This window comes from Acidovorax sp. FG48, assembly GCF_057809085.1.
Map to the genome: position 1 here is coordinate 25420 of NZ_JBMDJH010000011.1, position 24263 is coordinate 49682.

Sequence of the window (24263 nt, forward strand, 5' to 3'; positions counted from 1 at the left end):
GGCCTGACGTGGACTTGACGCGGGCGTCAAGCGGGCGGCAGCGCCTCCCAGCGCCCGGCCACATTCTTCAGCAGCGCGTTCACGGCCGTCAGGCGGCGGCTTTTCACGTCGATCAGGCTGCGCTGCGATGACAGCACGGTGGTCTGGGCCGCCAGCACGTTCAGGTAGCCCACGGTGCCCGCACGGTACTGGTTCTCCACCACGTCCAGCGCACGCTGGGCGGCGGCGGTGGCCTCGCGCTGCAGTTGTTCCTCCTGCGCCAGCGCAGCAGCGGCCGTGAGGTTGTCCTCCACCTCCTGCAGCGCGGTCAGCACCGTCTGGCGGTAGGCGGCCGTGACCTGCGCGTGGTTGGCACGGGCGGTCTCCACCGCCGCACTGCGCGCACCGCCATCAAAAATCGACGCCGCGAGCGCCGGCCCCAGAGACCAGAACAGGTTGGGTGCACTGAACAGATCCGCCAGCGGCGCCCCCCGGTATCCGCCCGCTGCCGACAGCGTGAGCGTGGGGAAATACGCCGCGCGCGCTACGCCAATCTGCGCATTGGCCGCCGCCACGCGGCGTTCTGCAGCAGCAATGTCCGGTCGGCGCTGCAGCAGGTCGGACGGCAGGGCCTGGGGCACATCGGCCGGTGCGGGCAGCGCGGCGGTAGGCTCCAGCGCAAAGGCGGCAGGCGCCTGCCCCAGCAGCGCGGCCAGCGCATGCTCCAGCTGGCTGCGCGTGGTCTGCGCCTCCAGCAGCTGCACCTGGGTGGACTTGTACTGCGCCTCGGCCTGCGCCACATCGGCGCTGGACGCCACACCGGCCGCCTGGCGGTTGCGCGTCAGCTCCCAGCTGCGGTCGTAGGCCTTGAGCGTCTCGCCCAGCAGCGCAGCCTGGGCCTCGGCCGCGCGCAGCGAAAAATATGTCTGCGCCACGGCAGCCTGCAGCGACAGGCGCGCAGCGGCCAGGTCGTCGGCGCTGGCCTGGGCGCTGGCCTGCGCCGCACTCACCCCGGCAGAGATGCGGCCCCACAGGTCCAGCTCCCAGCTGGCAGACAGGCCCAGCGAATGGCTGGTGCTGATGCGGGCGGTGCTGCTGCCATCCCCCTGATTGCTCAGTTGCGTGCCGCTGCGCGCGCGGCTGCTGCTGGCATTGGCCCCCACGGTGGGCAAGGCGGCCGCGCCACTGCTGGTCACGGCCGCCTGGGCCGCACGCAGGCGGGCAGCGCTCTGCGCCAGGGTGGGGCTGTTGGCCTCGGCCTGCTGCTGCAAGCGGTCCAGCACAGCGTCGCCGTACACGGTCCACCAAGTCTCGGGCAAGGCGGTGGAGGCCTGTGGCTGCGCGGGCTTCCAGATGCCCTGGGCCTGGGCGGCGGCCTGCTCTTTGTAAGCGGCAGGAATGTCAATGGTGGGCCGCTCGTACGGCGGCGTCTGCGCGCAGCCCGCCAGCCACAGGCCGCTGGCCACGAGCGCAGGCCAGGCGACCCGACGTGAAAAAGTGAAAGAGGTCATCCGTCGTTTCCTTGCAATACCACCGGGGCCCCAGGCGCGGCGCCCGCTGGCTTGCGGCGCCGCCCCACCGCGCGCAGCACGCGCGCACGCAGCCGGTCGAGCGCCACATACACCACCGGCGTGGTGTAGAGCGTGAGCCACTGGCTTACCAGCAGGCCGCCCACAATCGCAATGCCCAGCGGCTGGCGCAGCTCTGCACCATCGCCCCGCCCCAGGGCCAGCGGCAGGGCCCCAAAGATGGCGGCCACGGTGGTCATCAAAATGGGGCGCAACCGCAGGTTGCAGGCGCGGTAGATGGCCTGCGCGGCTGTGACGGGCGCCCGGCCCGGCTGCCCCTGCTGGCGTTGCCGCGTGAGGGCAAAGTCAATCATCATGATCGCGTTCTTCTTCACGATGCCGATCAGCAGGATCACGCCAATGAGTGCGATGAGCGAGAACTCGGTCTTGAACAGCATGAGCGCCAGCAACGCGCCCACACCCGCGGAGGGCAGCGTGGACAGGATGGTGATGGGGTGCACCAGGCTCTCGTACAACATGCCCAGCACCAGGTAGATGGTGATGATGGCTGCCAGGATCAGCAATGGCTGACCCGCCAGCGCGTCCTGGAACGCCCCTGCCGTGCCGCTGAACGAGCCACGCACCGACACCGGCACGCCCAGCTCGGCCACCGCATTGTTCACCGCCTCGGTGGCCTGCGACAGCGACACCCCCGGCGCCAGGCTGAAGCTGATGCTGCTGGCGGGTGTGCCCCGGTCGTGGTTGACCGACAGCGGTGTGTTGGTGGTGGTGATGCGCGCAAACGCAGTGAGCGGAATCTGCTGCCCCTGGCTGTTGACGAAAAAGAAGCCGCGCAGCGTCTCGGGGTTCTGCAGGTAGCGCGGCGCGGCCTCCATGACCACGCGGTACTGGTTGAGCGGGTTGTAGATCACGCCCACCTGGCGCTGGCCGAAGGCGTTGTTCAGCGTGGCGTCGATCTGTGCCATGGTCAGGCCCAGGCGCGTGACCGCATCCCGGTCGATGACCAGCGAGGTCTGCAGGCCAAAGTCCTGCACGTCGCTGTTCACGTCCTCCAGCTCGGGCAGCTGGCTCAGCACCTGGCGGATGCGTGGCTCCCAGGTGCGCAGGTCGCCAATGTCATCGGCCTGCAGGGTGTAGTCGAACGAGGCACCGCTCTGCCGCCCGCCAATGCGAATGTCGCGCTGCGGCACCATGAACAGGCGCGCGCCCGGCTCGTTCTTGAGTTGCTCGCGCAGCCGCGTTATCACGGCCTCCGAACTCTCCTGCCCGGGCCCACGCTTGAGGGTCATGAACATCTGCGCCGCATTGCGCTGCCAGCCCCCCGTGAAGCCGGTCACATGCTCCACGGCCGGGTCGGCCTGCACGATGGACAGGAAACGCTGCAGCCGCTGCTCCATGGCCTGGTAGGACGTGGCCTGGTCGGCCCGGATGAAGCCCGAGATGCGCCCGGTGTCCTGCTCGGGCATGAAGCCCTTGTCGATGGCGGTGTAGAGGTACACGTTGAGCCCCACCACACACACCAGCGCCAGCAGGGCCACGGGCTGGTGGCGCAGGCACCAGGCCAGGCTGCGGCGGTACAGGCGCATGCCCCGCACCTGCATACGATCCACCCAGCGACCGATCCGATGGCTGAAGGCCGCAGCCCAGCCCCTGCGCCGCGCCGTTGCCGGGCTGTGGGGCTTGAGCAGCGCGGCGCACATCATGGGCGTGGTGGTGAGCGACACCACCATCGACACCAGGATGGCCGAGGACATGACGATGGCGAACTCGCGGAAAAACCGCCCCACGATGCCGCCCATGAACAGGATGGGCACAAACACTGCAATGAGCGAGATGCTCATCGACACCACCGTGAAGCCGATCTCGCGCGCACCGTCGAGCGACGCCCGCAGCGCGGTCTTGCCCCGCTCCATGTGGCGCATGATGTTCTCCAGCACCACGATGGCGTCGTCTACCACAAAGCCCGTTGCAACCGTGAGCGCCATGAGCGAGAGGTTGTCGAGCGTGTAGCCCGCCAGGTACATCACGCCAAACGTGCCTGCCAGCGACACCGGCACCGCCACGCTGGGGATGAGCGTGGCACGCCCGTTGCGCAAGAACAGGAACACCACCAGCACCACCAGCGCCACGGCAATCAGCAGCGCGCGCTCCACCTCCTTGACGGAAGCCCGCAGCGTGGGCGTGCGGTCGGACACCACCTCGATGTCGATGGCCGCCGGGATGGACGCCTGCAGCGCGGGCAGCAGCGAGCGCACGCGCTCCACGGCTTCGAGGATGTTGGCGCCGGGCTGCTTGTACACCTGCAGCAGCACCGCCGGCTTGCCATTGGCCACGCCGAAGTTGCGCACGTCCTGCACCGAGTCCACCACGTCGGCAACATCCTGCAGGCGCACGGCCTGCCCGTTCTTCCAGCGCAGCACCAGGGGCGCGTAGTCGGCCGCCACACGGGCCTGGTCGTTGGTGGCCACCTGCCAGTAGTGGTCTTCCCGCTCCACCGCGCCCAGCGGGCGGTTGGCGTTGGTGCTGACGATGGCGCTGCGCACCTGTTCCAGCGAGATGCCGTTGGATGCGAGCCGCACCGGGTCCAGCTCCACGCGCACGGCGGGCAGCGCGCCGCCGCTGACCGTGGCCTGGCCCACGCCCTCGACCTGCGAGAGCTTTTGCGCCAGCACGGTCGAGGCCGCGTCGTACATCTGCCCGCGTGTGAGCAGGTCCGACGTGAGCGCTAGGATCATGATGGGCGAGTCGGCCGGGTTGACCTTGCGGTAGGTCGGGTTGCTGGGCATGCCCGTGGGCAGCAGCGTGCGCGCGGCGTTGATGGCGGCCTGCACATCGCGCGCGGCGCTGTCCACGTTGCGGTCCAGGTCGAACTGCAGCGTGATGGAGGTGCTGCCCAGGATAGAGCGCGAGGTGATCTCGGTGACGCCCGCAATGGCGCCCAGCGACCGTTCCAGGGGCGTGGCGACGGTGGCGGCCATGGTGTCGGGGCTGGCCCCGGGCAGGCTGGCGCTGACCGAGATGGTGGGGTAGTCCACCTGCGGCAGCGGGGCCACGGGCAGCAGGAAGAACGACACCGCACCCGCCAGGGCCAGGCCCAGGGTGAGGAGCATGGTGCCGATGGGGCGGTGGATGAAGGGGGTGGAGAGGCTCATGGGTGGGCTCTCCGGGTGGTTTTGGGGTGTTTTTGGCTGGATGCGCTAGTGGAATATGCGCTGATAGCTATTGATTTTGTAGCGTTTAGCTGCGTGCGCTGATTTGGCCGCATGCTTGGGTTGAGGGCGGAGGCCGGGAGTCGCCCGGCGTGCGAGGTACTTTTCTTTGCTTCGCCAAAGAAAAGTACCCAAAAGAAAGGCGACCCCGCTGTCTGCGTCCCCTGCGCTTCGCTACGGGGCAACCTGCGGTGCTCGCGGGCGGTGTGCGCTGCGGAACTCGCTGCGCGCTGGCGCGCTCCGCTCAAACAGCCGCAGCGAGTCAGTTCACGAAGCGCGTGTGTCCTGCGGCACACGCGCCACCCCGCCCGCTGCGCTCCTCGGCGCATCCAGAGGGGAGTGGGGAACCAAACATCCCCACGGGCCTTTGCTTCGCTCGGCCCAGCTTGCGCAGCGCGTGGCGCTTGCGCCCGCGAGACGATACCGAGCGCAGCAATGGCCCGAATGGATGTTGGCTGTTCGGCTGTTCGGATGTCCCACCCCTGCTGGCTGCGCCTGCGGCGGGGCGGTTGGGGGGTGGCATGGGCGTCGCAGCGCCCATGCTTCGTGCACTGACTCGCCGTGGATGTCTGAACGAAGCTGCAACGCAGCGCAGTGAGTTCCACGGCGCACCCCGCAACCACCCCGACGCAGGTTTGCCCCTGAGCGAAGCGCAGGGGTCGCAGACTGGGGGTCGCCTTTCTTTTGGGTACTTTTCTTTGGCGGAGCAAAGAAAAGTACCTCGCCCGCCGGGGCGACAACCCGGCTCCCGCGATCAAACCAAGCACGCTATTCATAAGGGCCAACGCTTCAGGCATTCACGACCTCGGAACGCCCACGCCACCGCTGCGCCCACCCCTCAAACGTGAGGTAAATCACCGGGGTCGTAAACAGCGTGAGCAACTGACTCAGGATCAGCCCGCCCACCATCGTCACCCCCAGCGGATGCCGCAGCTCACTGCCCACCCCTGTCCCCAGCATCATCGGCAACGCCCCCAGCAAGGCCGCCAACGTCGTCATCAAGATGGGCCGGAACCGCAGCAAACACGCCTGATAAATCGCATCACGCGCACCCAAGCCCTCGTCCCGCTGCGCCTCCAGCGCGAAGTCGATCATCATGATCGCGTTCTTCTTCACGATGCCGATCAGCAGCACGATGCCGATGATGGCAATGATGTCCAGGTCCAGCCGGGCCGCCATCAACGCCAGCAGCGCGCCCACCCCGGCCGAGGGCAGCGTGGACAAGATCGTGACCGGGTGCACCGTGCTCTCATACAGCACGCCCAGCACGATGTACATGGTGACCACCGCCGCGAGGATGAGCAGCAGCGTGTTCGACAGCGACGCCTGGAACGCCAGCGCCGCCCCCTGAAAACTCGTCTCCACCGACAGCGGCAACTGCCCCTCGGCCTGCACGGCCGCCTTCTCGCGCTCGATGGCAGCCACCGCATTGCCCAGCGATACCCCCTGCGCGGTGTTGAACGAAATGGTGGCGGCGGGCAACTGGCCCACGTGGTTCACCACCAGCGGCATGTTGCGCTCCTCGATGCGCGCCACCGACGACAGCGGTACCGGCGCCCCCACGCTGGAGGGCACATAGATGCTCTGCAGCGCCTCGGGCCCCACCTTGAACTGCGGCGCCACCTCCAGCACCACGCGGTACTGGTTGGACTGGGTGAAGATGGTCGAGATCAGGCGCTGGCCGAAGGCGTTGTACAGCGCCGCATCAATGCCCGCCACCGTCACACCCAGCCGGCTGGCCTGGGCGCGGTCGATCTGCACATAGGCCTGGCGGCCCTGGTCCTGCAGGTCGCTGGCCACATCGGTCAGCTCGGGCAAGGCGCGCAGGCGGCGCAGCAGCTCGGTGGTGCTGGTAGTCAGCTGCTGCATGTCGGGCGATGACAGCAGCCACTGGTATTGCGTGCGCGCCACCCGGTCTTCAATGGTCAGGTCCTGCACGGGCTGGATGAACAGGCGGATGCCCGGCAGGTTCTGCACGCGCTCGGCCAGGCGCTGCTGCACCACATCGGCCTTGTCGCGGTCTGCATGGGGTTGCAGGTCGATCAACATACGGCCTGTGTTGAGCGTGGTGTTGGCGCCATCAACACCAATGAACGACGACACACTGCGCACGGCCGGGTCTTGCAGCAGCCGCTCAGCCACGGCCTGCTGGCGCTCGGCCATACCGGCAAACGAGATCGACTGGTCGGCCTCGGTGGTGGCCTGCAGCGTGCCGGTGTCCTGCACCGGAAAGAAGCCCTTGGGGATGAACAGGTACAGCACCACGGTGAGCGCCAGCGTGGCCGCAAACACCAGCCAGGTGGTGCCCCGGTGGTTCAGCACCCAGCCCAGCATGCGGCCATAGCCCGCGATGGTGCGGTCAAAGAAATGGCCTGTGGCGCGGTACAGGCGGCCGTGGCTCTCCTCGGGCGTGTGGCGCAGCAGGCGCGCGCACAGCATGGGGGTGAGCGTGAGCGACACCACGGCCGAGATCAGGATGGACACGGCCAGCGTGATGGCGAACTCGTGGAACAGCCGCCCCACCACATCGCCCATGAACAGCAACGGGATCAGCACCGCGATCAGCGAGATGGTGAGCGAGATGATGGTGAAGCCGATCTGCTGCGAGCCCTTGAGCGCGGCCGCGAGCGGTGCCTCGCCCTCTTCCACATAGCGGGCAATGTTTTCGATCATCACGATGGCATCGTCCACCACAAAACCTGTGGAGATGGTCAACGCCATCAGCGTGAGGTTGTTGATGGAGAAGCCCGCGAGGTACATCACGCCGCAGGTGCCGATGAGCGACAGCGGCACGGCCACGCTCGGGATCAGCGTGGCCGAGGGGCTGCGCAGGAAGACGAAGATCACCGCCACCACCAGCAGCACGGCCAGGCCCAGCTCCACCTGCATGTCGCGCACCGAGGCGCGCACCGTCACCGTGCGGTCGGTCAGCACCTGCACATCCAGCGACGCGGGCAAGGTGCTTTGCAGCTGCGGCAGCAGGGCCTTGATGCGGTCTACCGTGTCGATCACGTTGGCGCCGGGCTGGCGGCGGATGTTGAGGATCACGCCGGGTTTGGCCCCGGTGTCTGCCGTGCCCGCCCAGGCGGCGAGGCGCGTGTTCTCGGCATCGTCCACCGTGTCGGCCACGTCCTTCAGGCGCACCGGGGCGCCGTTCTTGAAGGCGATGATGAGGTCACGATATTCCGCCGCCGACTGCAGCTGGTCGTTGGCATCGATGGTGGATGCACGGGCCGGGCCGTCAAAGCCGCCCTTGGCCTGCTTGACGTTGGCCGCCGCGATGGAGGTGCGCACGTCTTCCAGCGTGAGGCCCAGCTGCGCCAGCGCCGTGGGGTTGGCCTGGATGCGCACGGCCGGGCGGCGCCCGCCCGCAATCGCCACCAGACCCACGCCCTGCACCTGCGACAGCTTGGGTGCCAGGCGGTTTTCCACCAGGTCGTTCACGCGGATCACGGGCAGCGAGGGCGAGGTGATGGCCAGTGTGAGGATGGGCGCATCGGCCGGGTTGACCTTGCTGTACAGCGGCGGCATGGGCAGGTCGCTGGGCAGCAGGTTGCTGCCTGCGTTGATGGCCGCCTGCACCTGTTGCTCGGCTACATCCAGCGCCATGTCGAGCGCAAAACGCAGCGTGATCACCGAGGCCCCGCCCGAGCTGGTGGACGACATCTGCGACAGCCCCGGCATCTGGCCGAACTGCCGCTCCAGCGGGGCCGTGACGTTGGAGGTCATCACGTCCGGGCTCGCGCCCGGGTACAGCGTGGTGACCTGGATGGTGGGGTAGTCCACCTCGGGCAGGGCCGAGGTGGGCAGCAGCCGGTAGGCCATCAGCCCTGCGATCAGGATCGCCACCATCAGCAGCGCAGTAGCGATGGGACGCAGGATGAAAAGGCGCGACAGGTTCATGGCGACGGGTGCGCTGGCAAAACAGGCAGGGGAGAAACCGGGGTACCGTTGCGCTCAGCGCGCCGGGCTGGCCGCGCCACTTGGGGACGGCGGCTGCTGCTGCAGCCGCTCGCGGATGTAGGCACGGCGCTCTTCCTGCGGCATTGCCATCACACGGGCACGCTCGTCAGCGGGCATCTGGTCCAGCAGCGCCTTCACCTGCGGAGGGATCCCCCGTGGAGGTTCTGCAGCGCGATCAGCAGGTGCTAAGGGGGCCGCAGACGCTGCAGGCGGCGCCGCGCCAGGGGAGGCTTGCGGTGCAGCAGCACGGGCTGGTGCTTCGCTGCGCTTCTGTGGGGGCGCTGAAGAGGCCTGCGGGGCGGACGCCGGGGCAGCGGCGGGAGTACCCCCGCCCGACGCGGAAGAGGCAGCAGCAGAGGCCGCCGACGCAGGAGCCGCTGTGCCGCCCGCACCCATCTGTGCCCGCCGCTCGCGCAGGAAGGCGCGGCGCTCTTCGGGGCTCATCTTCTGCAGCTTTTCGCGCACATCGGGCGGCAGCGAGGCAATGAAGGCACGGCGCTGCGCGGCCAGGTCCTGCGCTGCCTGGTCGGCACGGGTGACAGCACCGGCATCGATGACGGCGACCTTGGCACCTTCGCGCAGGCGGTCGATGCCGTCCGTGACCACCTGCTCGCCCTCGCGCAGCTCGCCTTCGACGCTCACGCGGTCGCCGTCGGTCACGCCCACGCGGATGCGGCGCTGGGTCACGGTGCTGTCTTCCTGCACCAGGTAGACATAGTTGTTCTGCACGGCCGTGGCCGGTACGGTCAGCACACCTTGGAGCAGGTTGACCTGCAGGCGTACGTTGACGAACTGGTTGGGGTATAGGGCGCCGTCTTCATTGGCAAAAGCGGCCTTGACCTTGATGGTGCCGGTTGTGCTGTCGATGGCGTTGTCCAGCGCCACCACGCGGCCCTTGGCCAGCTGGCGGCGGCTGTCGCGGTCCCACAGCTCCACGGGCAGTTCCTCGCCAGCGGCCATGCGGCGGCGCATCTGGGGCAAGTGCGCCTCGGGCACGGAGAACGCGGCATCGATGGGCCGTACCTGGTTGATGGTGACGATGCCGTTGGCATCGCTCGGCCCCACCACGTTGCCCTTGTCCGCCTGGCGCAGGCCCAGCCGACCCGCAAAGGGTGCGGTGACCTGGGTGTAGCTCAGTTGCAGGCGCGCGGCATCGACCTGCGCCTGGTCGGAGGCCACGGTACCCTCCAGCTGGCGCACCAGTGCGGCCTGGGTGTCCACCTGCTGGCTGGCGATGGAGTCGCGCGCCAGCAGGTCCTGATACCGCTTGAGGTCGAGCTGCGCATTCTTGAGCAGCGCCTGGTCGCGCTGCAGCGTGCCCTGGGCCTGCGACAGCGCAGCCTGGTAGCTGCGTGCATCGATCTCGGCCAGCACCTGGCCTGCACGCACCTCGTCGCCTTCCTTGAAGCGCACCGACGTCAGCTCACCGCTCACCTTGGCGCGCACCACGGCAGTGGCGCGGGCGCTCATGGTGCCGATGGCACTCACCACCACCCGTACATCGCCCCGCTGCACGGTGCCCACCGACACGGGCTGCACGTTGCCGCCGCCAAAGCGCCCGGGACCACCGCCCGGCCTGCGCGCCGCGTTCGGGCCCGTGGCGGCACCACCAGCGGTGGCCCCAGCCGCTGCATCCTGGCGCTGCTTCCACCACCAGGCACCACCTCCCACCGCCGCCAGCGCAATGGCGGCCATCAACAACGCGGAGGTCCAACGCAGCTTGCCGGACTGCAATTGTGCGGGCCTCTGTGGACGGGCAAACGAACGGTTCAGGGGCATGGTGGGGCGCAACCAGGAATGAGCGAAGGGGTATGGTAGCCAGCGCATCCCCCGGGGCTGCCGTCCGGCAGGCCCCCTTTACCGGGGATTTACGCGCGCTTTGGGCGGGGTTTACCGATGTATCGGCTCAGCCCCGCCCGGGGCTAGAAATCAGCGGTTGGTGGCCAGCAGAAGGCCGCCAGCGCCCATGAAAAAGCCGCCCGTGGCTTTGTTCAGCCGGGCCACGCCGCGCGAGGTGCGGATGAAGCGGCGGATCTGGCGCCCGAAGCTGGCGTACACAGCGGTCGACACGAATTCGCTGCCCAGATAGATGGAGCCGAGCACCAGAAATTGGCGCGCTGCAGGCTGCGCGGGGTCGATGAACTGCGGAAAGATCGCCGCAAACAGGATGATCGCCTTGGGGTTGGTGATGCCCAGCAGAAACTCCTGGGTGATGAGCGCACGCAAAGAGAACTGTGCCGGTTGGCCCGATGCCGGGGCACCGCCGGGCGCATCATCCAGTGCTAGGCCGCTGAACTCACGGCTGTGCCAGGCCTTCCAGCCCAGCCAGAACAGGTAGGCGGCACCCACCCACTTCACAGCAGTGAATGCCGCCTCGGATGCCAGCAGCATCGCCCCCAGCCCCACCGCAGACACCGTCAGAAAGATCGCGAACGCCGCTGCGCGGCCCACTGTGGCGATCAGCGCGGGGCCCACGCCTGCACGGATGCCGTTGTTGAGGCCACAAAAGTTGTTGGGCCCGGGGGTGAGCGAGATGGCGATGGCAACTGGAACAAATAGCAGCGCATCCATGGTGCGGTCCTTGCAGGGTGAGGCGTAGGTGAGAGGAAACAATCAGCTCTGCAGTCTACGGCAGACCTTGCCGACACAACCGCCCCCAGGGCACATGCCCCCAAGGCGCCATCGACCACCTTAGAGCGCCTTACAACCGCTCCAGGTCCAGCACCGAGCCCCAGGGCACATCGGGCAGGGCTTCGTAGTGCGCCACCACGGTCAGGCGGTCTGATCGGGCCGCCTGCGACGCCAGTGCCTGCGCGAGGTAACGGACGGAAGGTTTGTCCAGCCCTCCCACCGGCTCGTCGATCAGGGTCAGCGGTGCATTCGACGCGAAGGCCCCGGCCATGAGCACCTTGCGCTTGCTGCCGGTAGACAGGGCATAAAAAGGCTTGTCCAGATGCTCGTGCAGGCTGAACCCGTCGATGTGCTCCACCAGGGCTGCCGCATCCCACAGGGGGTAGCGCGCGGGCAGGCTGTCGAGCCAACCCCGGGCCGTGAGCGGGTCCCACTCGCTGGATCGCGGGTCCGCCCAGAACACCCGGGGGGCCGAGGCCTTGGCGGCTCGGATCAGGTCCACGCCCTGCAGCGTGATGCTGCCAGCCTGCGCTGTCAGCGCACCAGCCAGCACGCGCAGCAGCGTGGTTTTGCCGGTGCTTTCATCACCGCGCACCAGAGCCAGGCCCGGGGGCCAGGCCAGCGACAGGTTGTCCAGCACCGCACACTCCGGGTACGCAAAACGCAACCCTTTCACCCACAAAAACGCGCTCTCAGCCACCCTGCCTCCTCGATGCGGAAAGCGGCCATTCTAGGAAGCTGTGGCACGCCGGGCCCACCACAAGCCCCCTACCTGGTTCACCACCAGCCCACAGAGCACCGCAACCGCCCCCGCCCACTGGAGGGGCGCAGGCGTTTCACCCAGAAAGGCATAGGCCGCCCACAGCCCCACCACCGGCACCAGCAGCGAAAACGGCGTGACCCGCCCAGCTGCATGGCGTTGCAGCAGCTGCGTCCACAGCGTGTAGGCCAGCAAGGTGGCCAAAAAGGCCAGGTAGGCCACGGCCAGCAACCCCGTGCCATTCAAAGACTGCAGCTGTGCCCACACGGCGGCGGCGCCATCGCTCCACAGTGCAAGCGCAAAAAACGGCCCGATGGGCACCACACTGCTCCACACGATGAACGGAAACGGCGCATACGCCCCAGCCTGCGCCGCGCGGCGTGCCACCAGATTGGACACCGCCCACATGAACGCGGCGCCGAGGGTGAGCACAAACCCCGCCAGCGTCATCTGGCCCGGCCCCTCGCCATGCGCGAGGCCGATGGTCATCAAGCCGCCGAACGCCAGCAACAAGCCGCCCCACTGCCAGGGCTTGGCGCGCTCCCCCAGCAACGGCGCAGCCAGCAACAAGGTGAAGAACGCCTGGGTCTGCATCACCACCGACGCCATGCCCGCCGTCATGCCCAGCTGCAGGCCCAGAAACAGAAAGCCGAACTGCCCCAGCCCCTGCGCCAGCCCATAGCCCACCACAAAGCGCCAGGGCAAGGCCGGGCGCGGCACGAGGAGCAAAAAAGGCAACGATGCCGCCGTAAAACGCAGCGCGCCCAGCAGCATGGGGCTCAGGCCCTGCAGGCCGAGCTTCATCACCACAAAGTTCAGCCCCCAGATGACCACCACCGTCAGGGCGCGCAACAGGTCGCCACGGCTCAAGGCCGCCGGCGCACTCATGCGGCCGCCACCGCAGCGCCCGCAGCCACCGGACGGCCCTGCCGCGCCCGGGCAGCCACAAAGGCGTCGAACGCCTGGGCGCTGGTTTTGCCCGGCACATACCCCAGCACCTCCTTGAGTGCGGTATTCAGCAGCACGGGCCGGTAGCGCAGAAAGTCGAGCTGCTCGGGGCCGTAGCGGCTCACGCCGAGCGCGGAGCCCACGGCCAGCGCGGTGCGCAGCAGCCCGGCGGGCAGCTCCAGCACGGGCTTGCCCAAGCGCTGGGCGATCGCGCGCAAGGGCAAGGCACCATCGCCCGCCAGGTTGAAACAGCCAGCCCGCTGCGTGCGCAGCGCATGCAGGATGGCACCAGTCACGTCTTCGTCCCAGATGAACACAAACGGGCTCTCGCTACCCCGGATGGCGAGCAGGCGCGGCTTTTCAAACAAGGCGGTGATCTGGTTGTCCACCCGCTCTCCCAGGATGGTGCCGATGCGCAGCACCGTCTGCGCCAGCGCCGGGTGCTGCGTGCGGTATTGCGCCAGCATCTCTTCCACCAGCCGCTTGTGGTGCGAATAGGCAAAGACCTCGTTGCCCCGCAGTGCGTCCGTCTCGCGCAGCCACGCGGGGTTGTCGGCGTGGTAGCCGTACGCCGCGCCACTGGAGCTGACGACCAACTGCGTCACCCCAGTGGCCACACAGGCATCCAGGACGTTCTGGCTGCCCAGCACGTCCACCGAATATTCAAACTCGCGGCTGGAGCCCTTGCCGGGCGTGACGATGGACGCCAGGTGCACCACGCTGTCGATGGCATGGTCCGCCAGCGTCTGCGCCAATGCAGGGTCGCGCACGTCCTGCACCCGGTAGGTCACACCAGGCAGGCGGCGCTCTGTAGGCACCTCACGCACATCGGCCGCCACGATGGTCCCTACCCCTTCACGCGCCAGTGCAGCTACCACGCTGCGGCCCAGAAAGCCGTCTGCGCCAGTCACCAGAATGCGCCGGTTTTCCCACACCACGCCGGTCATGTGCGCGGCTCCCCGAGCGCGTCGACCGGCGGTAGCTGCGCAGGCCTGCGCCCCCACCAGCCCGCCAGAGTCAGCCCCGCGATGATGTCCCAGAAGCCCCACACGCCCGCCACCACGGCCATACCGCCCAGCCCGCCAAAGAAGCTGAAGATCAGCACCAGGCCCAGGCCCGCATTGCGAATGCCCACCTCGATGCTCACGGCGCGCCGGTCGTAGTCTGGCAAGCCGCTGAGCCGCGCGCAGGCGTAGCCGGTGCCGAAGGCCAGCGCATCGTGCAGTGCCACAGCCAGCAGCACCAGGCCCACATAGTCGAGGAAGTAGCGCCAGTTGCCCGCCACCGCGCCCACGATGAAGCCGATGAGGCACAAAAAGCTGAGGATGCGCACGGGCTTGTTCACGCGCTGCGTGAGGCGCGGCAGCTTCTCGGCACACAGGATGCCCAGCACAAAGGGGAGCCCGATAATCACCACAATGTGCCCCGCCATCTCCAGCGGGTCGAGCGCAATGCTGCGCAGCAGCGGCGCCGCCGTGGGGTGCATGCCGCCCCAGAAAGCAAAGTTGAGCGGCATGAGCACGATGGCCAGCGCGTTGGAGATGGCCGTCATCGACACCGACAGCGCCACATTGCCTCCCGCGCGGTGGGTAAGGATGTTGCTCACATTGCCGGGCGGGCAGCAGGCCACCAGGATCATGCCCAGCGCAATGCTGGGCCCAGGCTTGAGCAGCAGCGTGAGCACAAAGGTCACCGCAGGCAGCACGATGAACTGCGCGGCAATGCCCACTGCCATGGCACCCGGCATACGCAGCACGCGCTTGAAGTCGGCGACACGCGTATCCAGCGCAATGCCAAACATGAGAAAACCCAGCACCCCATTGAGCACCACCAGCGACGCGGGGTTGAAGTTGAGGCGTATTTCGTCCACAGGCAGCATAGATAACCTTTGAGTTCAGTTCTTCACCGCGTATTGCGAAACGCGCAACGCACGAAACTGTCGCAGCGACAGCGCGGGACGCCGAGCAAGGGCCGCCCCGCAGCGAGGGCGTCGTCCCCTTGCCCGCAGTGCGCAGCGCTGTGAGAGCGGGGGGAAGGCGCGCAGCGCCTCAGGGGGGCTTTCATTCCAGGGCTGCAGCAGCAGCACGCACCGCGTTGCGGTAGGTGTCCTTGTGCACGTAGTACGCCATGCGTTCGAGCTGGAGGTACTTGAAGCCGCCCGACAAATCCGGCGGCGGCCCGGCCTTGGCCCGACGCAGGGCCTCGGCGCGCGGCGAGCCCTCGGCCTGCGCCTTGAAAAAGCGTGCCACCAGCTCCGCCTGTTCATAGCGCCCCTGCCAGCCGATGCCGCTGGCCTCGATCATGCCCATCACAGCCAGGTTGTCGAACCGGGGCGACAGGATGTTGAGGTACAGCTGCGGCGCCATGCCCTGCCAGTTGAGCAGGCTGTGGTCGATGAAGGGGTAATGCAGCTTGTACCCGGTGGCGCAGAGCACCAGGTCGTAGTCCTGCGCGCTGCCGTCCTTGAAGTGCACCGTGTGACCTTCGAAACGCGCGATGTCGGGCTTGACGTGGATGTCGCCATGGCCCAGATGGTGCAGCACCAGCGAGTTGACCACCGGGTGCGACTCGTACATTTTGTAGTCGGGCTTGGGCAAGCCAAAGCGCGCCGGGTCGCCGGTGAACCATTGCAGCACCACGCTGTCCACCTTCTGCTTGAGCCAGGGCGGCATCTTGAACTTGCCGCCCAGCGTGTCTGCGGGCTTGCCGAACACATACTTGGGCACAAAGTAATAGCCGCGCCGCACCGAGATGTCCACGCTGCGTGCGTAGTGCACCGCATCCACCGCAATGTCGCAACCCGAGTTGCCCGCACCCACCACCAGCACACGCTTGCCCTTGAACAGCTCGGGGCTCTTGTAGGCGCTGGTGTGCAGCAGCTCCCCGTCAAAGTGCCCCTCAAAGCGGGGCATGCTGGGTTCGGCCAGCGTGCCGTTGGCAATCACCACGCCCTTGAACTCTGCGGTTTGCGCGGGGCCACCGTGCTGCGTCCAGGTCACGCGCCATAGCGGCGCAGCGCCCTCGCCCACAGGCTCGACCCGGAGCACGCGCGTGCCAAACCAGTAGTGCTGGCGCAGGCCAAAGTGCTCTGCAAAGTCGAAGAAATACTGGCGCATGTCCCGGTGGCTTGGGTAGTCGGCCACCTCGGGGCGCATGGGGAACTCGGTGAACTCCGTGGTGTGCTTGCTCGAAATCAGGTGCGCCGATTCATAGACGGTGCTGCGCGGGTTGTCGATGTTCCACAACCCGCCCACATCGGTGTGTGCTTCAAAGCCCTGAAAAGGCACACCCAGCTTCTGCAGGTTGCGCGCCGCGGCCAGCCCGCTGGGGCCGGCGCCGATGAGGGCGATGTGGCCGCGCAGGTCATGCGCTGCGGGCGTTGCAGGGCTTGTCTCCGGCATCGTTGTTGTTGTCGTCATTCGCTGTTTTCTCTCTCAGGTGTCGATGTTCTTGTCGGCGCGCACGGGCAGCCCCGGAATGGCGGTGGCCCCCGCCTCGCCCACGCGCGGCTTGCGCGGCTGGCCCAGCAGCAGCCGGTCGTGCAGGGCGTCGGGCAACAGGTTCAACAGGCGCGCCAGCCAGCCGATGCGCGCGGGTAGCACGATGTGGGTGCGCCCCTGGATCACCGCGGCCAGCAGGGCACGCGCCGCGTCCTCGGGCTCCAACAGGCCAGGCATGGCAAAACGGTTGCCTGCGGTGAGCGCGGTGCGCAGATAGCCGGGGCTGACCGTGCTCACCACGATGGAATCGCTGCGCAGCTCGGCACGCAGACTCTCCAGGTAACGGATCAGCCCACCCTTGCTGGCGCAGTACGCGCCGTTGCCCGGCATGCCCCGCCAGCCCGCAATGCTGGCCACGCCCACCAGCGCGCCGCGCCGCTGCGCCCGCATCGCTGCCACAAACGGCTGGAAAGTGGTGGCAGCGCCCAGCAGGTTGATCTCCAGCATGCGCCGCATCACGGCCAGGTCGTCGGCCTGGGCGGTGTCAAAGCCACCGGCCACCCCGGCATTGGCGATGACGAGGTCCGGCGTCCCACGCCGGCCCATCCAGTCGGCGGCCATGGCCTGCATCGCGGTGGTGTCGGCCACATCGGGCGTATAGACGGTGCAGCGCTCTGGCGCCAGCGCGGCCAGGGTCTCCAGCACGGGCCGGTTCAGGCCCACCAGCGCCAGGGCAGCGCCCTGGCCGATCAGCTCGCGCGCCAGCGCCTGGCCCAGCCCGCCACAGGCGCCAGTGAGCACTACGTTCTGGAAAGAGGCGGTCATGAAGCTCCTGGTGAATTGGGTTTGCAGCTTAGCCACAATGCTGAATAATCCCGAAATGTTTTATGAATTCGTCTCGAATTCCGAGATTTATGACCAACACGCCGCCCAGTCTGCGCCTGTTTGAACTGCTGGAAACGATGTGCGCGCACGGCCAGCCCTTCAGCCTGGGCGATGCCATCGAGGCCACCGGCTGGCCCAAGCCCAGCGTGCATCGCATGCTGGGCCAGTTGGAAGGAGGCGGCCTGCTGGCACGCGAGCCCGACGGGCGGCGCTATACCCCCGCGCCACGCCTGCTGCGCCTGGCCGAAAGCACGCTGAGTGCGGGCACCCAGCATGGGGTGCGCCACGCCGTGCTGCGGCAACTGGTGGCCGACATTGGCGAAAGCTGCAACCTCACGGCGTTGAGTGGCGCTGAAGTGATCTACCTGGACCGGGTGGAGTCAGCCTTTCCGCTGCGCATGGAATTGCGGCCCGGCACCCGCGTGCCCATCCACTGCTCGGCCAGCGGCAAGCTGTTTCTGGCCCACCTGTCGCCCGCACGCCGGGCCGCCATCCTCGACGGTCTGCCCCTCACCCGCCACACCGCCACCACCCTGACCGACCGCGCCGCTCTGGAGTCCGAGCTGGAGCAGATCCTGCGACAAGGCTATGCCACCGATGCCGAGGAGTTTGTGGACGGCCTCGTCTGTGTGGCTGTGCCCGTGATGGCGGGCGGGCGGCGGCAGGTGCGCAGCGCCGTGGCACTGCAGGCACCCTCTGCCCGCATGCCGCTGGGGCGGGCGCTGCAACTGGTACCTCGGCTGGGAGAGGCCGCACAGGCGCTAGGCAGGACCTGGGCTTGAGCCATCACGCGGCAACTCCCTGACGCATTCACACCTGCTCTCACCATGCCACTGAACTACCTCGACTTTGACTACAGCGAAGACGCTGATGGCAACGGCACCCTGGATGCCATGGCCAGCGTATTGCCCGCCCAACTGCCTGCTTTGCAGAGCGAGATCGCCGCCGTGCTGGCCTGGGCGCATGCACACTGGCCTGGTGCCTGCGCACCGCTGGAAGACGGCGGCGCGTGGCACTACGACCTGCATGGTGTGCAAGAGGTGCAGAGCCCGCTGACTTTGTCCTTTGACGAAGCAACTGGGCAACTGCACACGGTCACAGGCAGTGCCGCGCCACCACGCACCACGCTGACCCTGACACTCAGCGGCAGCAGCGACTTCTGCACCGCGTTGCGCGAGGCCTTTGAGATGGAATGAGCCGCCTCTTCACGACCCGTCTCCCCAAGCCAGACCAAAGGGTTAAGGATGTCCTGCATCACCCTCGCGAGTCGGTGGTAGTGCGGATAGGGACAGGCCGCAAGGCGTCTTTTTGCAGCCAGTAGCCGTGCTGTTGGCAAAAAAAGCAACGCAGCGGATGGCCCGAGGCCGCGCTATCACAGACCGCAGGGAGTGATGCAGGACATCCTTATCCCCAATTAGCGACAAAAAGCCCCACGTTGCAAACAGGTTAGTGCACCAGGCCACGCCTTTATGAGGTCCGGCGTTACAGTTGCGACTCATTAGTTCAACCCGAGACTGGAGAGTTTCATGCTGTCACGCCGTCACTTCCTGGGCGCAAGCCTGGCCACCACTGTTTACGCCGCGGGCTCCTTCGTGCCCGTCTGGGCTCAGAACGCCCCCAACTTTGGTACGCCCACCCTGCCCAGCCCAGGCTTCAGGCGCATGAAGGTGGGCGATGTGGAAGTGATTGCACTGAACGACGGCATTACGCGCCGCCCCCTGGGCGAAGAGTTCGTGAAGAACGCGCCGCTGGCCGAAGTGCGCGCTCTGCTCGCATCGCAGAATCTGCCCACCGACTACATCGACGTGCCCTACACCCCGTTCCTGGTGGTGGCAGGTGCGCGCAAGATCCTCATCGACACCGGGCTGGGCGAGTTTGGCGGCCCCACCACCGGCAAGCTGCTCGACAGCCTGCGTGCCGCTGGCATGCAGGCCTCGGACATCGACACCGTGCTCATCAGCCACTTCCACGGCGACCACATCAACGGGCTGCGGAACAAGGCGGGCGAATGGACCTTCCCCAAGGCCAAGGTGATGGTGCCGGCGGCGGAACACGCCTTCTGGATGGACGATGCGCGCATGGCGGCGGCCCCTGCCGGCATGAAGGGCGCGTTCGAGAACGCGCGCCGCACCTTTGCCACCATGCCAGCCGATACGCTGGTGCGGTTTGAAGCGGGCAACGAGGTTGCGCCGGGCATCCAGTCGGTGGCCGCCTATGGTCACACGCCGGGCCACACGCTGTTTGAGCTGAAGTCGGCAGGCCAGAACTTCTTCTATGTGGCAGACCTGACCAACGTGCCCGCGCTGTTCGCGCGCAACCCCGACTGGGCCGTGACCTTTGACATGGATGCCGAGGCGGCTCGCAAGGTACGGCGCGAAGTGTTTGCCCGCACCACCGCCAGCAACGCCATGCTGGGTGGCTTCCACTTCCCGTTCCCCGCTTTTGGTCGCATGGCGGCATCGGGCAATGGCTATGCCTTCCAGCCTGCGGCCTGATACCGACGCTGCCGGGGGTACGGCGAGTGCGGACGGCGCACGCCTCACGCGGCGCACCCTGCTGGGCAGGGGCGCGGCGGGCGCCGTGGGTGGAGCCCTGGGTGTCGCAGCCTTGCAGAGCTGGGCCGCCCAGGAGGCGGGAGCAGAAGCCTTGCTGCGCCAGGGGGGCGTGGTGGCGCTATTCCGCCATGCGCTGGCCCCTGGCACGTTCGATCCGCCGGGCTTCCGTCTGGGCGACTGCGGCACCCAGCGCAACCTGAACGACGAGGGCCGGGCCCAGGCACGGCGGGTTGGCGAATGGTTTCAGGCGCGGCAGTTGCAGCCAGCCAAGGTGTTATCCAGCCCCTGGTGCCGGTGCATCGATACGGCCACGCTGGCCTTTGGTGCACCCCAGGTCTGGGCGCCGCTGGGCTCGCCCCGGGGCTATCCCGAGACGACCGGAGCGGCCCATTTGCGAGCTCTGCGCGACGCGCTGGCCGCAGCCTCCGCACGCAGCGGCCGGTTTGAAGTGTGGGTGAGCCACATGTTTGTACAGGCCGACCTCACACAAGACAGCACGAGCTCGGGCGAGGCACTTATCCTGCGCCAACAGGGTGGCGCTGCCCCGCAGGTTCTGGCGCGATGGGCCCTGCCCAGCTGAACCTTCGCGCCTTTCCTTGCAGGGCGTGGTGCCACCCGTTTTGGGGCCCGCGCTGCACCTGTGGCCTAATATGGCCCTTTTCTCCACTTTCTCAGAGACCAATCATGGGCAACAAGATCGTCACCGAAGCAGACCGCAAGCGCACCCCCCAACCCAAGCCACTGCCCGGCGTGACGCTGAACACCCCCGGCCGCGGCCAGCGCGTGAGCCTGGAGCGTGGTGTCGCCACGCGCAGCAAGAAGAACCCTGGCAAGCGTTCGCGCAAGGGCGGCTGATCGGCTACCCGGGGCGCTGCGGCGTCCCACCAGCATCTACAAAAACGCCCTCCTCCGAGGGCTTTTTTGTGGGCGTTGCACAGCCTATTCCCCCTGCTTATTCCAGCGGCGCGGGCATGGTTTCCGCCTGGCCTCTGGCGGGGAGAATGATGTGGAACGCGGCGCCGCTGGCGGGTACGTTCTCGGCAAAAATCCGCCCGCCCATGGCCTCGACGATCTTGCGGCAAATGGCCAGGCCCAGGCCCGTGCCGCCCGATCCATCCTTGGTTTTGCTGGACTGCACAAAGGCCTCAAAAATACTGTGCAACTCTGACGGGGGAATGCCTGGGCCTTCGTCGCGCACCACCAGGTGCGTCTGGCCCTGGGGGTCCGCGTAGCCCTCCAGCGTGATGGTGCTTCCAGGCGGAGAGAACTTGATGGCGTTGGCCACCACATTTCGGATCACCTGCTGAAAGCGCAGCGGGTCGGCCTTGGCCACCAGCGGAAGGTCGGGCATGCGCAAGTCCATCATCAGATGGCTGCGCTCCAGCAAGGGCTCCAGTTCGCGGATCACGGGGCGCACCACGCCGCGCAAGTCGATGCGCTCCATGTGGAAGGTCCCCACCGTGCTCTCCAGCTTGGAGACCTCCAGCAAGTCGTTCACCAGCGTGAGCATGCGCTGGCCGGCGGAATGGATGTCTTCAAACATGCCCGCCAGCTTGGGCTGGGTGCGGCCACGCAACATGCCCAGTTCGGCAAAGCCCAGAATGGATTGCAGCGGCGTGCGCAGCTCGTGGCTCATGTTGGCCACGAACTCCGACTTGGCACGTGACGCCTCTTCGGCCGCATCGCGGGCCTCCTGGGTGGCGCGCTCGGCCTCGCGGAACTCGCTCACATCCATCAAGATAGTGAGCACGCCGGTGACCTGGCCATGTTCATCTGCAATGGCCGCCTTGGCCAGACGCGTATCGCGGCGCGATCCGTCGCCATGGCGCACCTGTGTTTCCACCAGCGTCCGTCCGCCCCAGCGCAGCAGTTGCCTGTTGGCCGACTGGTGTACCTTGACTTCGTCAGGGGGCAGGCATTCGGCCACTGCCTTGCCCAGCACGGTGGCGCGCTCGCGGCCCTTGTATTCCTCCCACGCCTTGTTCACGCGCACAAAGCGGTCCTGCGCATCGGTCACGGAGATGGGCAGCGGGTTGGTCTCCAGCAGCAGATCCTGGAAAGCGATCTGCGCCTGCAGCTGCTGCTGGGCCATCCAGCGTTCGGTTTCATCCACCGCGCTGCCTGCAAAACCGATCACGCGCCCGGACGCCACCAAGGGCACCACCGCCACCTTGAATGTCATTTCCTTGCCCGCCGCAGAGCGGGACAGCACCTGGCACACCCGCACGCCATCGGGCGATCGCGGGTCGATGGCCCGCACCACCTCGTTGCGGCTTTGCGGCTCCACCAGATCGTGCAGGCGCTTGCCAATGGCGCGGTCGGGGGAAGTGCCCGTCATGACGGTCCAGTGGGCGTTCACATAGGTGATCACGCCCTGGGCATCGGTGCGAAAGATCAGCTCCTGCACGCTGCGCATGAGCACCGAAAGATCCCGCTCGTTGCGAGCGATGCGGGCCTGTGCCGCATCAATCGCCACCCGCGCACGCTCACGGGTGCGCAGGCCTCGCCATACCGCGAAGGTCAGACCAAGCACCAAAGCGACCAGCGCCACACCAATGCCGATCAGAGCCCTGGCGTCTGCCAACCAGCTCTGCACAGCCGCCCGGTACGAGGTTTCGACCACCACTACAAGCGGCAAGGCGGAGGAAGCTCTAAAACTGACGATCTGTCGCTCTCCCAGCACACCTGCCCCAAGGTAAGTGGCATGTTCCTGCCGAGGCAGATACTGGCTGAACACGGGGATGTGATTCACCCGGGTGCCAGCCAAGGCTGACGCTGCGCCCGATGTCGCCAGCACCTGCCCGTCGTACGAAGTCACCACCGAGTCAAAAATCTCGGACTCCAACGTCAGATGCTGAAAGTTGGACAGTGAGTCAGGGTTGACCAAAGCTACCAATACCAGCTTTTGCTTGGCCTCGTTTTGGTAGCCGTAGAGCACGGGTATGAAAGCCACACCGACGGGGACCGTCTGAGCTGCGGCCCCCAGGCGCACGCTTTGCAAGCTGCGGCCCGGGATGAGCCCCCCCTGTACAGTCCGCCCCACTTCCACCGGAGGCGCCAGCTTGGACAAGTCCACAAAACTCTCGGCATCTCCTTGGGACGTACTGGCGATCACCCGACCGCCCGCATCCACCACGGCCAGCCCTCGGAGAAATGACAGCGCTGCCAGGGCTTGGCCCAGGGCTTCCTGCATGCGCCGAGGCTCAGATGTCACCGCCGTAAGAGCGGGGGAGGTGGCTAGTGACTCCATGGAAAGCTCGGCCGTCTGCATGGTGCGTGTCGCCTGATCCTCCAACACCCGGGCCAGCATGGCAGCATGGTTCTGGTGGCTGATGTGTTCTGAGCGAAAGCCGTTGACGGCCAGTGCACTCACAGCGACCAGTGCCGCGAGTGCGGAGAGCCCGCCGGTGATCAGAACGAGATGGCTGGTCTGCGACATCCATGCGCGCAGTCTGGCCCAGGGGGACTGGCGCAGCTGACGGTCCGCCATGTCAGCGCACCACGATGGCGCTCAGGCCGTTCTGGGAGGCAGCGCGCTGCAGGCGGCCATCCGCCTTGATGCGTGCCACAAAGGCCTCAACCGTGGCCAGCCATGCAGCATCACCGCGCTTGACCGCATAACCGTAGGGCAGCACCGAAAAAGGTTCGGGCGACTCGATGAGCCGGGCCCAGTCGGCGTTGTCCATCAGGCGCCGGCTGTAGGGGTAGTCGGTCATGAACACGTCAATGCGCCCGGCCGTCAGCTCGCGCTCCCGGGTTGCGGGCAACTGGATGCGCACCAGCGTGGCTTGCTTGAGGCGCTGGGCCATGATGGGCTCCATGAACGTGCCCGCCTGCACCCCCACCAGCACGCCTGGCTTGTCGATGTCGGCCCACTGCTTGATGACCGTGTTGGTTTTGGTTGTGATGCCATAGATGTCGCTGCGCATATAGGGCTGGGTGAAAGCCAGCTTCTCCATGCGCTGGGGCAGCATGCCAATGGCGAACATGGCCACGTCACAACGGTCCTGGTTCAGGTCATCAATGAGGGTGGGAAAGGAAGAGTCCACGTATTCGACCCGGGCCTTGAGATCGCGCGCCAGCTCGCCCGACAGGTCAATGTCGATGCCGCCCAGCTGCTGCGTGCGCGGGTGGCGAAAGGTCACGCCGTAGTAGTCCGGCCACACACACACGCGCAGCACCGACTGGCTCTGGACCCGGTCGGCCACAGGCCCTGCCAGCGCGCTGGTGGCGCACCCCGCCAGCAGCAGGCGGGTGATGGCACGTGCCCCCGGTTTCAGCCACTGCATCATCGTCATCATCATGGGGAATCCTTGAATCAATCCAACCACCGTACCCACAGTGGCCTGCCGCAGAGCGGCCAA

Annotated in this window: 18 protein-coding genes; 5 read left to right on the top strand and 13 right to left on the bottom strand. The window is 67.1% G+C overall.

Going from position 1 to position 24263, the window contains the following annotated elements:
• Positions 1-26 precede the first annotated feature (26 nt).
• From ACODSU_RS16030 to ACODSU_RS16080, 11 genes are all read right to left on the bottom strand, one after another.
• Positions 27-1490, bottom strand: coding sequence for an efflux transporter outer membrane subunit (locus tag ACODSU_RS16030; protein WP_488843128.1), 1464 nt, complete (start codon positions 1488-1490; stop codon positions 27-29).
• The gene (locus ACODSU_RS16035; RefSeq protein ID WP_488843130.1) at positions 1487-4660 is read right to left on the bottom strand and encodes an efflux RND transporter permease subunit; all 3174 of its coding nucleotides are present in this window, start codon (positions 4658-4660) and stop codon (positions 1487-1489) included. The genes ACODSU_RS16030 and ACODSU_RS16035 overlap by 4 nt, the downstream gene beginning before the upstream one ends.
• Before the next feature lie 846 nt (positions 4661-5506).
• On the bottom strand, positions 5507-8620 hold the full coding sequence (locus tag ACODSU_RS16040) for an MdtB/MuxB family multidrug efflux RND transporter permease subunit (RefSeq protein WP_488843132.1): 3114 nt from the start codon (positions 8618-8620) through the stop codon (positions 5507-5509).
• A gap of 54 nt (positions 8621-8674) precedes the next feature.
• Complete coding sequence (locus tag ACODSU_RS16045) at positions 8675-10459, bottom strand: efflux RND transporter periplasmic adaptor subunit (protein ID WP_488843134.1); 1785 nt, start codon at positions 10457-10459, stop codon at positions 8675-8677.
• Between the two features lie 150 nt (positions 10460-10609).
• Entirely contained in the window at positions 10610-11251 is a 642-nt protein-coding gene (locus tag ACODSU_RS16050) for a LysE family translocator (protein WP_108624931.1), read from the bottom strand.
• A gap of 130 nt (positions 11252-11381) precedes the next feature.
• Complete coding sequence (locus ACODSU_RS16055; protein ID WP_488843350.1) at positions 11382-11987, bottom strand: ABC transporter ATP-binding protein; 606 nt, start codon at positions 11985-11987, stop codon at positions 11382-11384.
• A 54-nt stretch (positions 11988-12041) separates the two neighbouring features.
• Positions 12042-12941 carry an EamA family transporter gene (locus ACODSU_RS16060; RefSeq protein WP_488843352.1) on the bottom strand — a complete coding sequence of 300 codons (900 nt, stop codon included), beginning with the start codon at positions 12939-12941 and terminating at the stop codon, positions 12042-12044.
• 14 nt (positions 12942-12955) lie between these two features.
• Positions 12956-13966, bottom strand: coding sequence for an SDR family oxidoreductase (locus ACODSU_RS16065; protein WP_488843136.1), 1011 nt, complete (start codon positions 13964-13966; stop codon positions 12956-12958).
• Complete coding sequence (locus ACODSU_RS16070; protein ID WP_488843138.1) at positions 13963-14898, bottom strand: bile acid:sodium symporter family protein; 936 nt, start codon at positions 14896-14898, stop codon at positions 13963-13965. Before ACODSU_RS16070 ends, ACODSU_RS16065 begins: the two co-directional genes overlap by 4 nt.
• Before the next feature lie 181 nt (positions 14899-15079).
• A complete protein-coding gene (locus tag ACODSU_RS16075) occupies positions 15080-16438 on the bottom strand; it encodes a flavin-containing monooxygenase (protein WP_488843140.1) in 1359 nt (452 codons plus the stop codon).
• 15 nt (positions 16439-16453) lie between these two features.
• Positions 16454-17284: an SDR family oxidoreductase gene (locus ACODSU_RS16080; RefSeq protein WP_488843142.1), complete on the bottom strand. Its 831-nt coding sequence runs from the start codon at positions 17282-17284 to the stop codon at positions 16454-16456.
• A gap of 89 nt (positions 17285-17373) precedes the next feature.
• Here ACODSU_RS16080 and ACODSU_RS16085 point away from each other — a divergent pair, with 89 nt between their 5' ends.
• The 5 genes from ACODSU_RS16085 to ACODSU_RS16105 all read left to right on the top strand — a co-directional run bounded on the left by ACODSU_RS16085 (position 17374) and on the right by ACODSU_RS16105 (position 20754).
• Complete coding sequence (locus ACODSU_RS16085) at positions 17374-18126, top strand: IclR family transcriptional regulator (protein WP_488843145.1); 753 nt, start codon at positions 17374-17376, stop codon at positions 18124-18126.
• Positions 18127-18171: 45 nt separating this feature from the next.
• A complete protein-coding gene (locus ACODSU_RS16090; protein WP_110959959.1) occupies positions 18172-18540 on the top strand; it encodes a hypothetical protein in 369 nt (122 codons plus the stop codon).
• 330 nt (positions 18541-18870) lie between these two features.
• The gene (locus tag ACODSU_RS16095) at positions 18871-19839 is read left to right on the top strand and encodes an MBL fold metallo-hydrolase (protein ID WP_488843147.1); all 969 of its coding nucleotides are present in this window, start codon (positions 18871-18873) and stop codon (positions 19837-19839) included.
• Positions 19817-20479: a histidine phosphatase family protein gene (locus ACODSU_RS16100; RefSeq protein ID WP_209819226.1), complete on the top strand. Its 663-nt coding sequence runs from the start codon at positions 19817-19819 to the stop codon at positions 20477-20479. The genes ACODSU_RS16095 and ACODSU_RS16100 overlap by 23 nt, the downstream gene beginning before the upstream one ends.
• Before the next feature lie 104 nt (positions 20480-20583).
• Positions 20584-20754 (top strand): hypothetical protein, encoded by a 171-nt coding sequence (locus ACODSU_RS16105; RefSeq protein ID WP_015015224.1) that lies wholly within the window; start codon positions 20584-20586, stop codon positions 20752-20754.
• A gap of 97 nt (positions 20755-20851) precedes the next feature.
• Here ACODSU_RS16105 and ACODSU_RS16110 read toward each other — a convergent pair whose 3' ends face one another.
• Together ACODSU_RS16110 and ACODSU_RS16115 are read right to left on the bottom strand one after the other, a co-directional pair.
• On the bottom strand, positions 20852-23389 hold the full coding sequence (locus ACODSU_RS16110) for a sensor histidine kinase (protein WP_488843149.1): 2538 nt from the start codon (positions 23387-23389) through the stop codon (positions 20852-20854).
• A gap of 1 nt (position 23390) precedes the next feature.
• Positions 23391-24203 (bottom strand): ABC transporter substrate-binding protein, encoded by an 813-nt coding sequence (locus ACODSU_RS16115; protein ID WP_343736030.1) that lies wholly within the window; start codon positions 24201-24203, stop codon positions 23391-23393.
• Positions 24204-24263: the final 60 nt, after the last annotated feature.

What these genes read in the sequence shown, in the direction of transcription:
- ACODSU_RS16030 (WP_488843128.1), bottom strand. Translation starts at nt 1,490, where the DNA reads ATGACCTCTTTCACTTTTTCACGTCGGGTCGCCTGGCCTGCGCTCGTG.
- ACODSU_RS16035 (WP_488843130.1), bottom strand. Translation starts at nt 4,660, where the DNA reads ATGAGCCTCTCCACCCCCTTCATCCACCGCCCCATCGGCACCATGCTC.
- ACODSU_RS16040 (WP_488843132.1), bottom strand. Translation starts at nt 8,620, where the DNA reads ATGAACCTGTCGCGCCTTTTCATCCTGCGTCCCATCGCTACTGCGCTG.
- ACODSU_RS16045 (WP_488843134.1), bottom strand. Translation starts at nt 10,459, where the DNA reads ATGCCCCTGAACCGTTCGTTTGCCCGTCCACAGAGGCCCGCACAATTG.
- ACODSU_RS16050 (WP_108624931.1), bottom strand. Translation starts at nt 11,251, where the DNA reads ATGGATGCGCTGCTATTTGTTCCAGTTGCCATCGCCATCTCGCTCACC.
- ACODSU_RS16065 (WP_488843136.1), bottom strand. Translation starts at nt 13,966, where the DNA reads ATGACCGGCGTGGTGTGGGAAAACCGGCGCATTCTGGTGACTGGCGCA.
- ACODSU_RS16070 (WP_488843138.1), bottom strand. Translation starts at nt 14,898, where the DNA reads ATGCTGCCTGTGGACGAAATACGCCTCAACTTCAACCCCGCGTCGCTG.
- ACODSU_RS16075 (WP_488843140.1), bottom strand. Translation starts at nt 16,438, where the DNA reads ATGACGACAACAACAACGATGCCGGAGACAAGCCCTGCAACGCCCGCA.
- ACODSU_RS16080 (WP_488843142.1), bottom strand. Translation starts at nt 17,284, where the DNA reads ATGACCGCCTCTTTCCAGAACGTAGTGCTCACTGGCGCCTGTGGCGGG.
- ACODSU_RS16085 (WP_488843145.1), top strand. Translation starts at nt 17,374, where the DNA reads ATGACCAACACGCCGCCCAGTCTGCGCCTGTTTGAACTGCTGGAAACG.
- ACODSU_RS16090 (WP_110959959.1), top strand. Translation starts at nt 18,172, where the DNA reads ATGCCACTGAACTACCTCGACTTTGACTACAGCGAAGACGCTGATGGC.
- ACODSU_RS16095 (WP_488843147.1), top strand. Translation starts at nt 18,871, where the DNA reads ATGCTGTCACGCCGTCACTTCCTGGGCGCAAGCCTGGCCACCACTGTT.
- ACODSU_RS16100 (WP_209819226.1), top strand. Translation starts at nt 19,817, where the DNA reads ATGCCTTCCAGCCTGCGGCCTGATACCGACGCTGCCGGGGGTACGGCG.
- ACODSU_RS16105 (WP_015015224.1), top strand. Translation starts at nt 20,584, where the DNA reads ATGGGCAACAAGATCGTCACCGAAGCAGACCGCAAGCGCACCCCCCAA.
- ACODSU_RS16110 (WP_488843149.1), bottom strand. Translation starts at nt 23,389, where the DNA reads ATGGCGGACCGTCAGCTGCGCCAGTCCCCCTGGGCCAGACTGCGCGCA.
- ACODSU_RS16115 (WP_343736030.1), bottom strand. Translation starts at nt 24,203, where the DNA reads ATGATGATGACGATGATGCAGTGGCTGAAACCGGGGGCACGTGCCATC.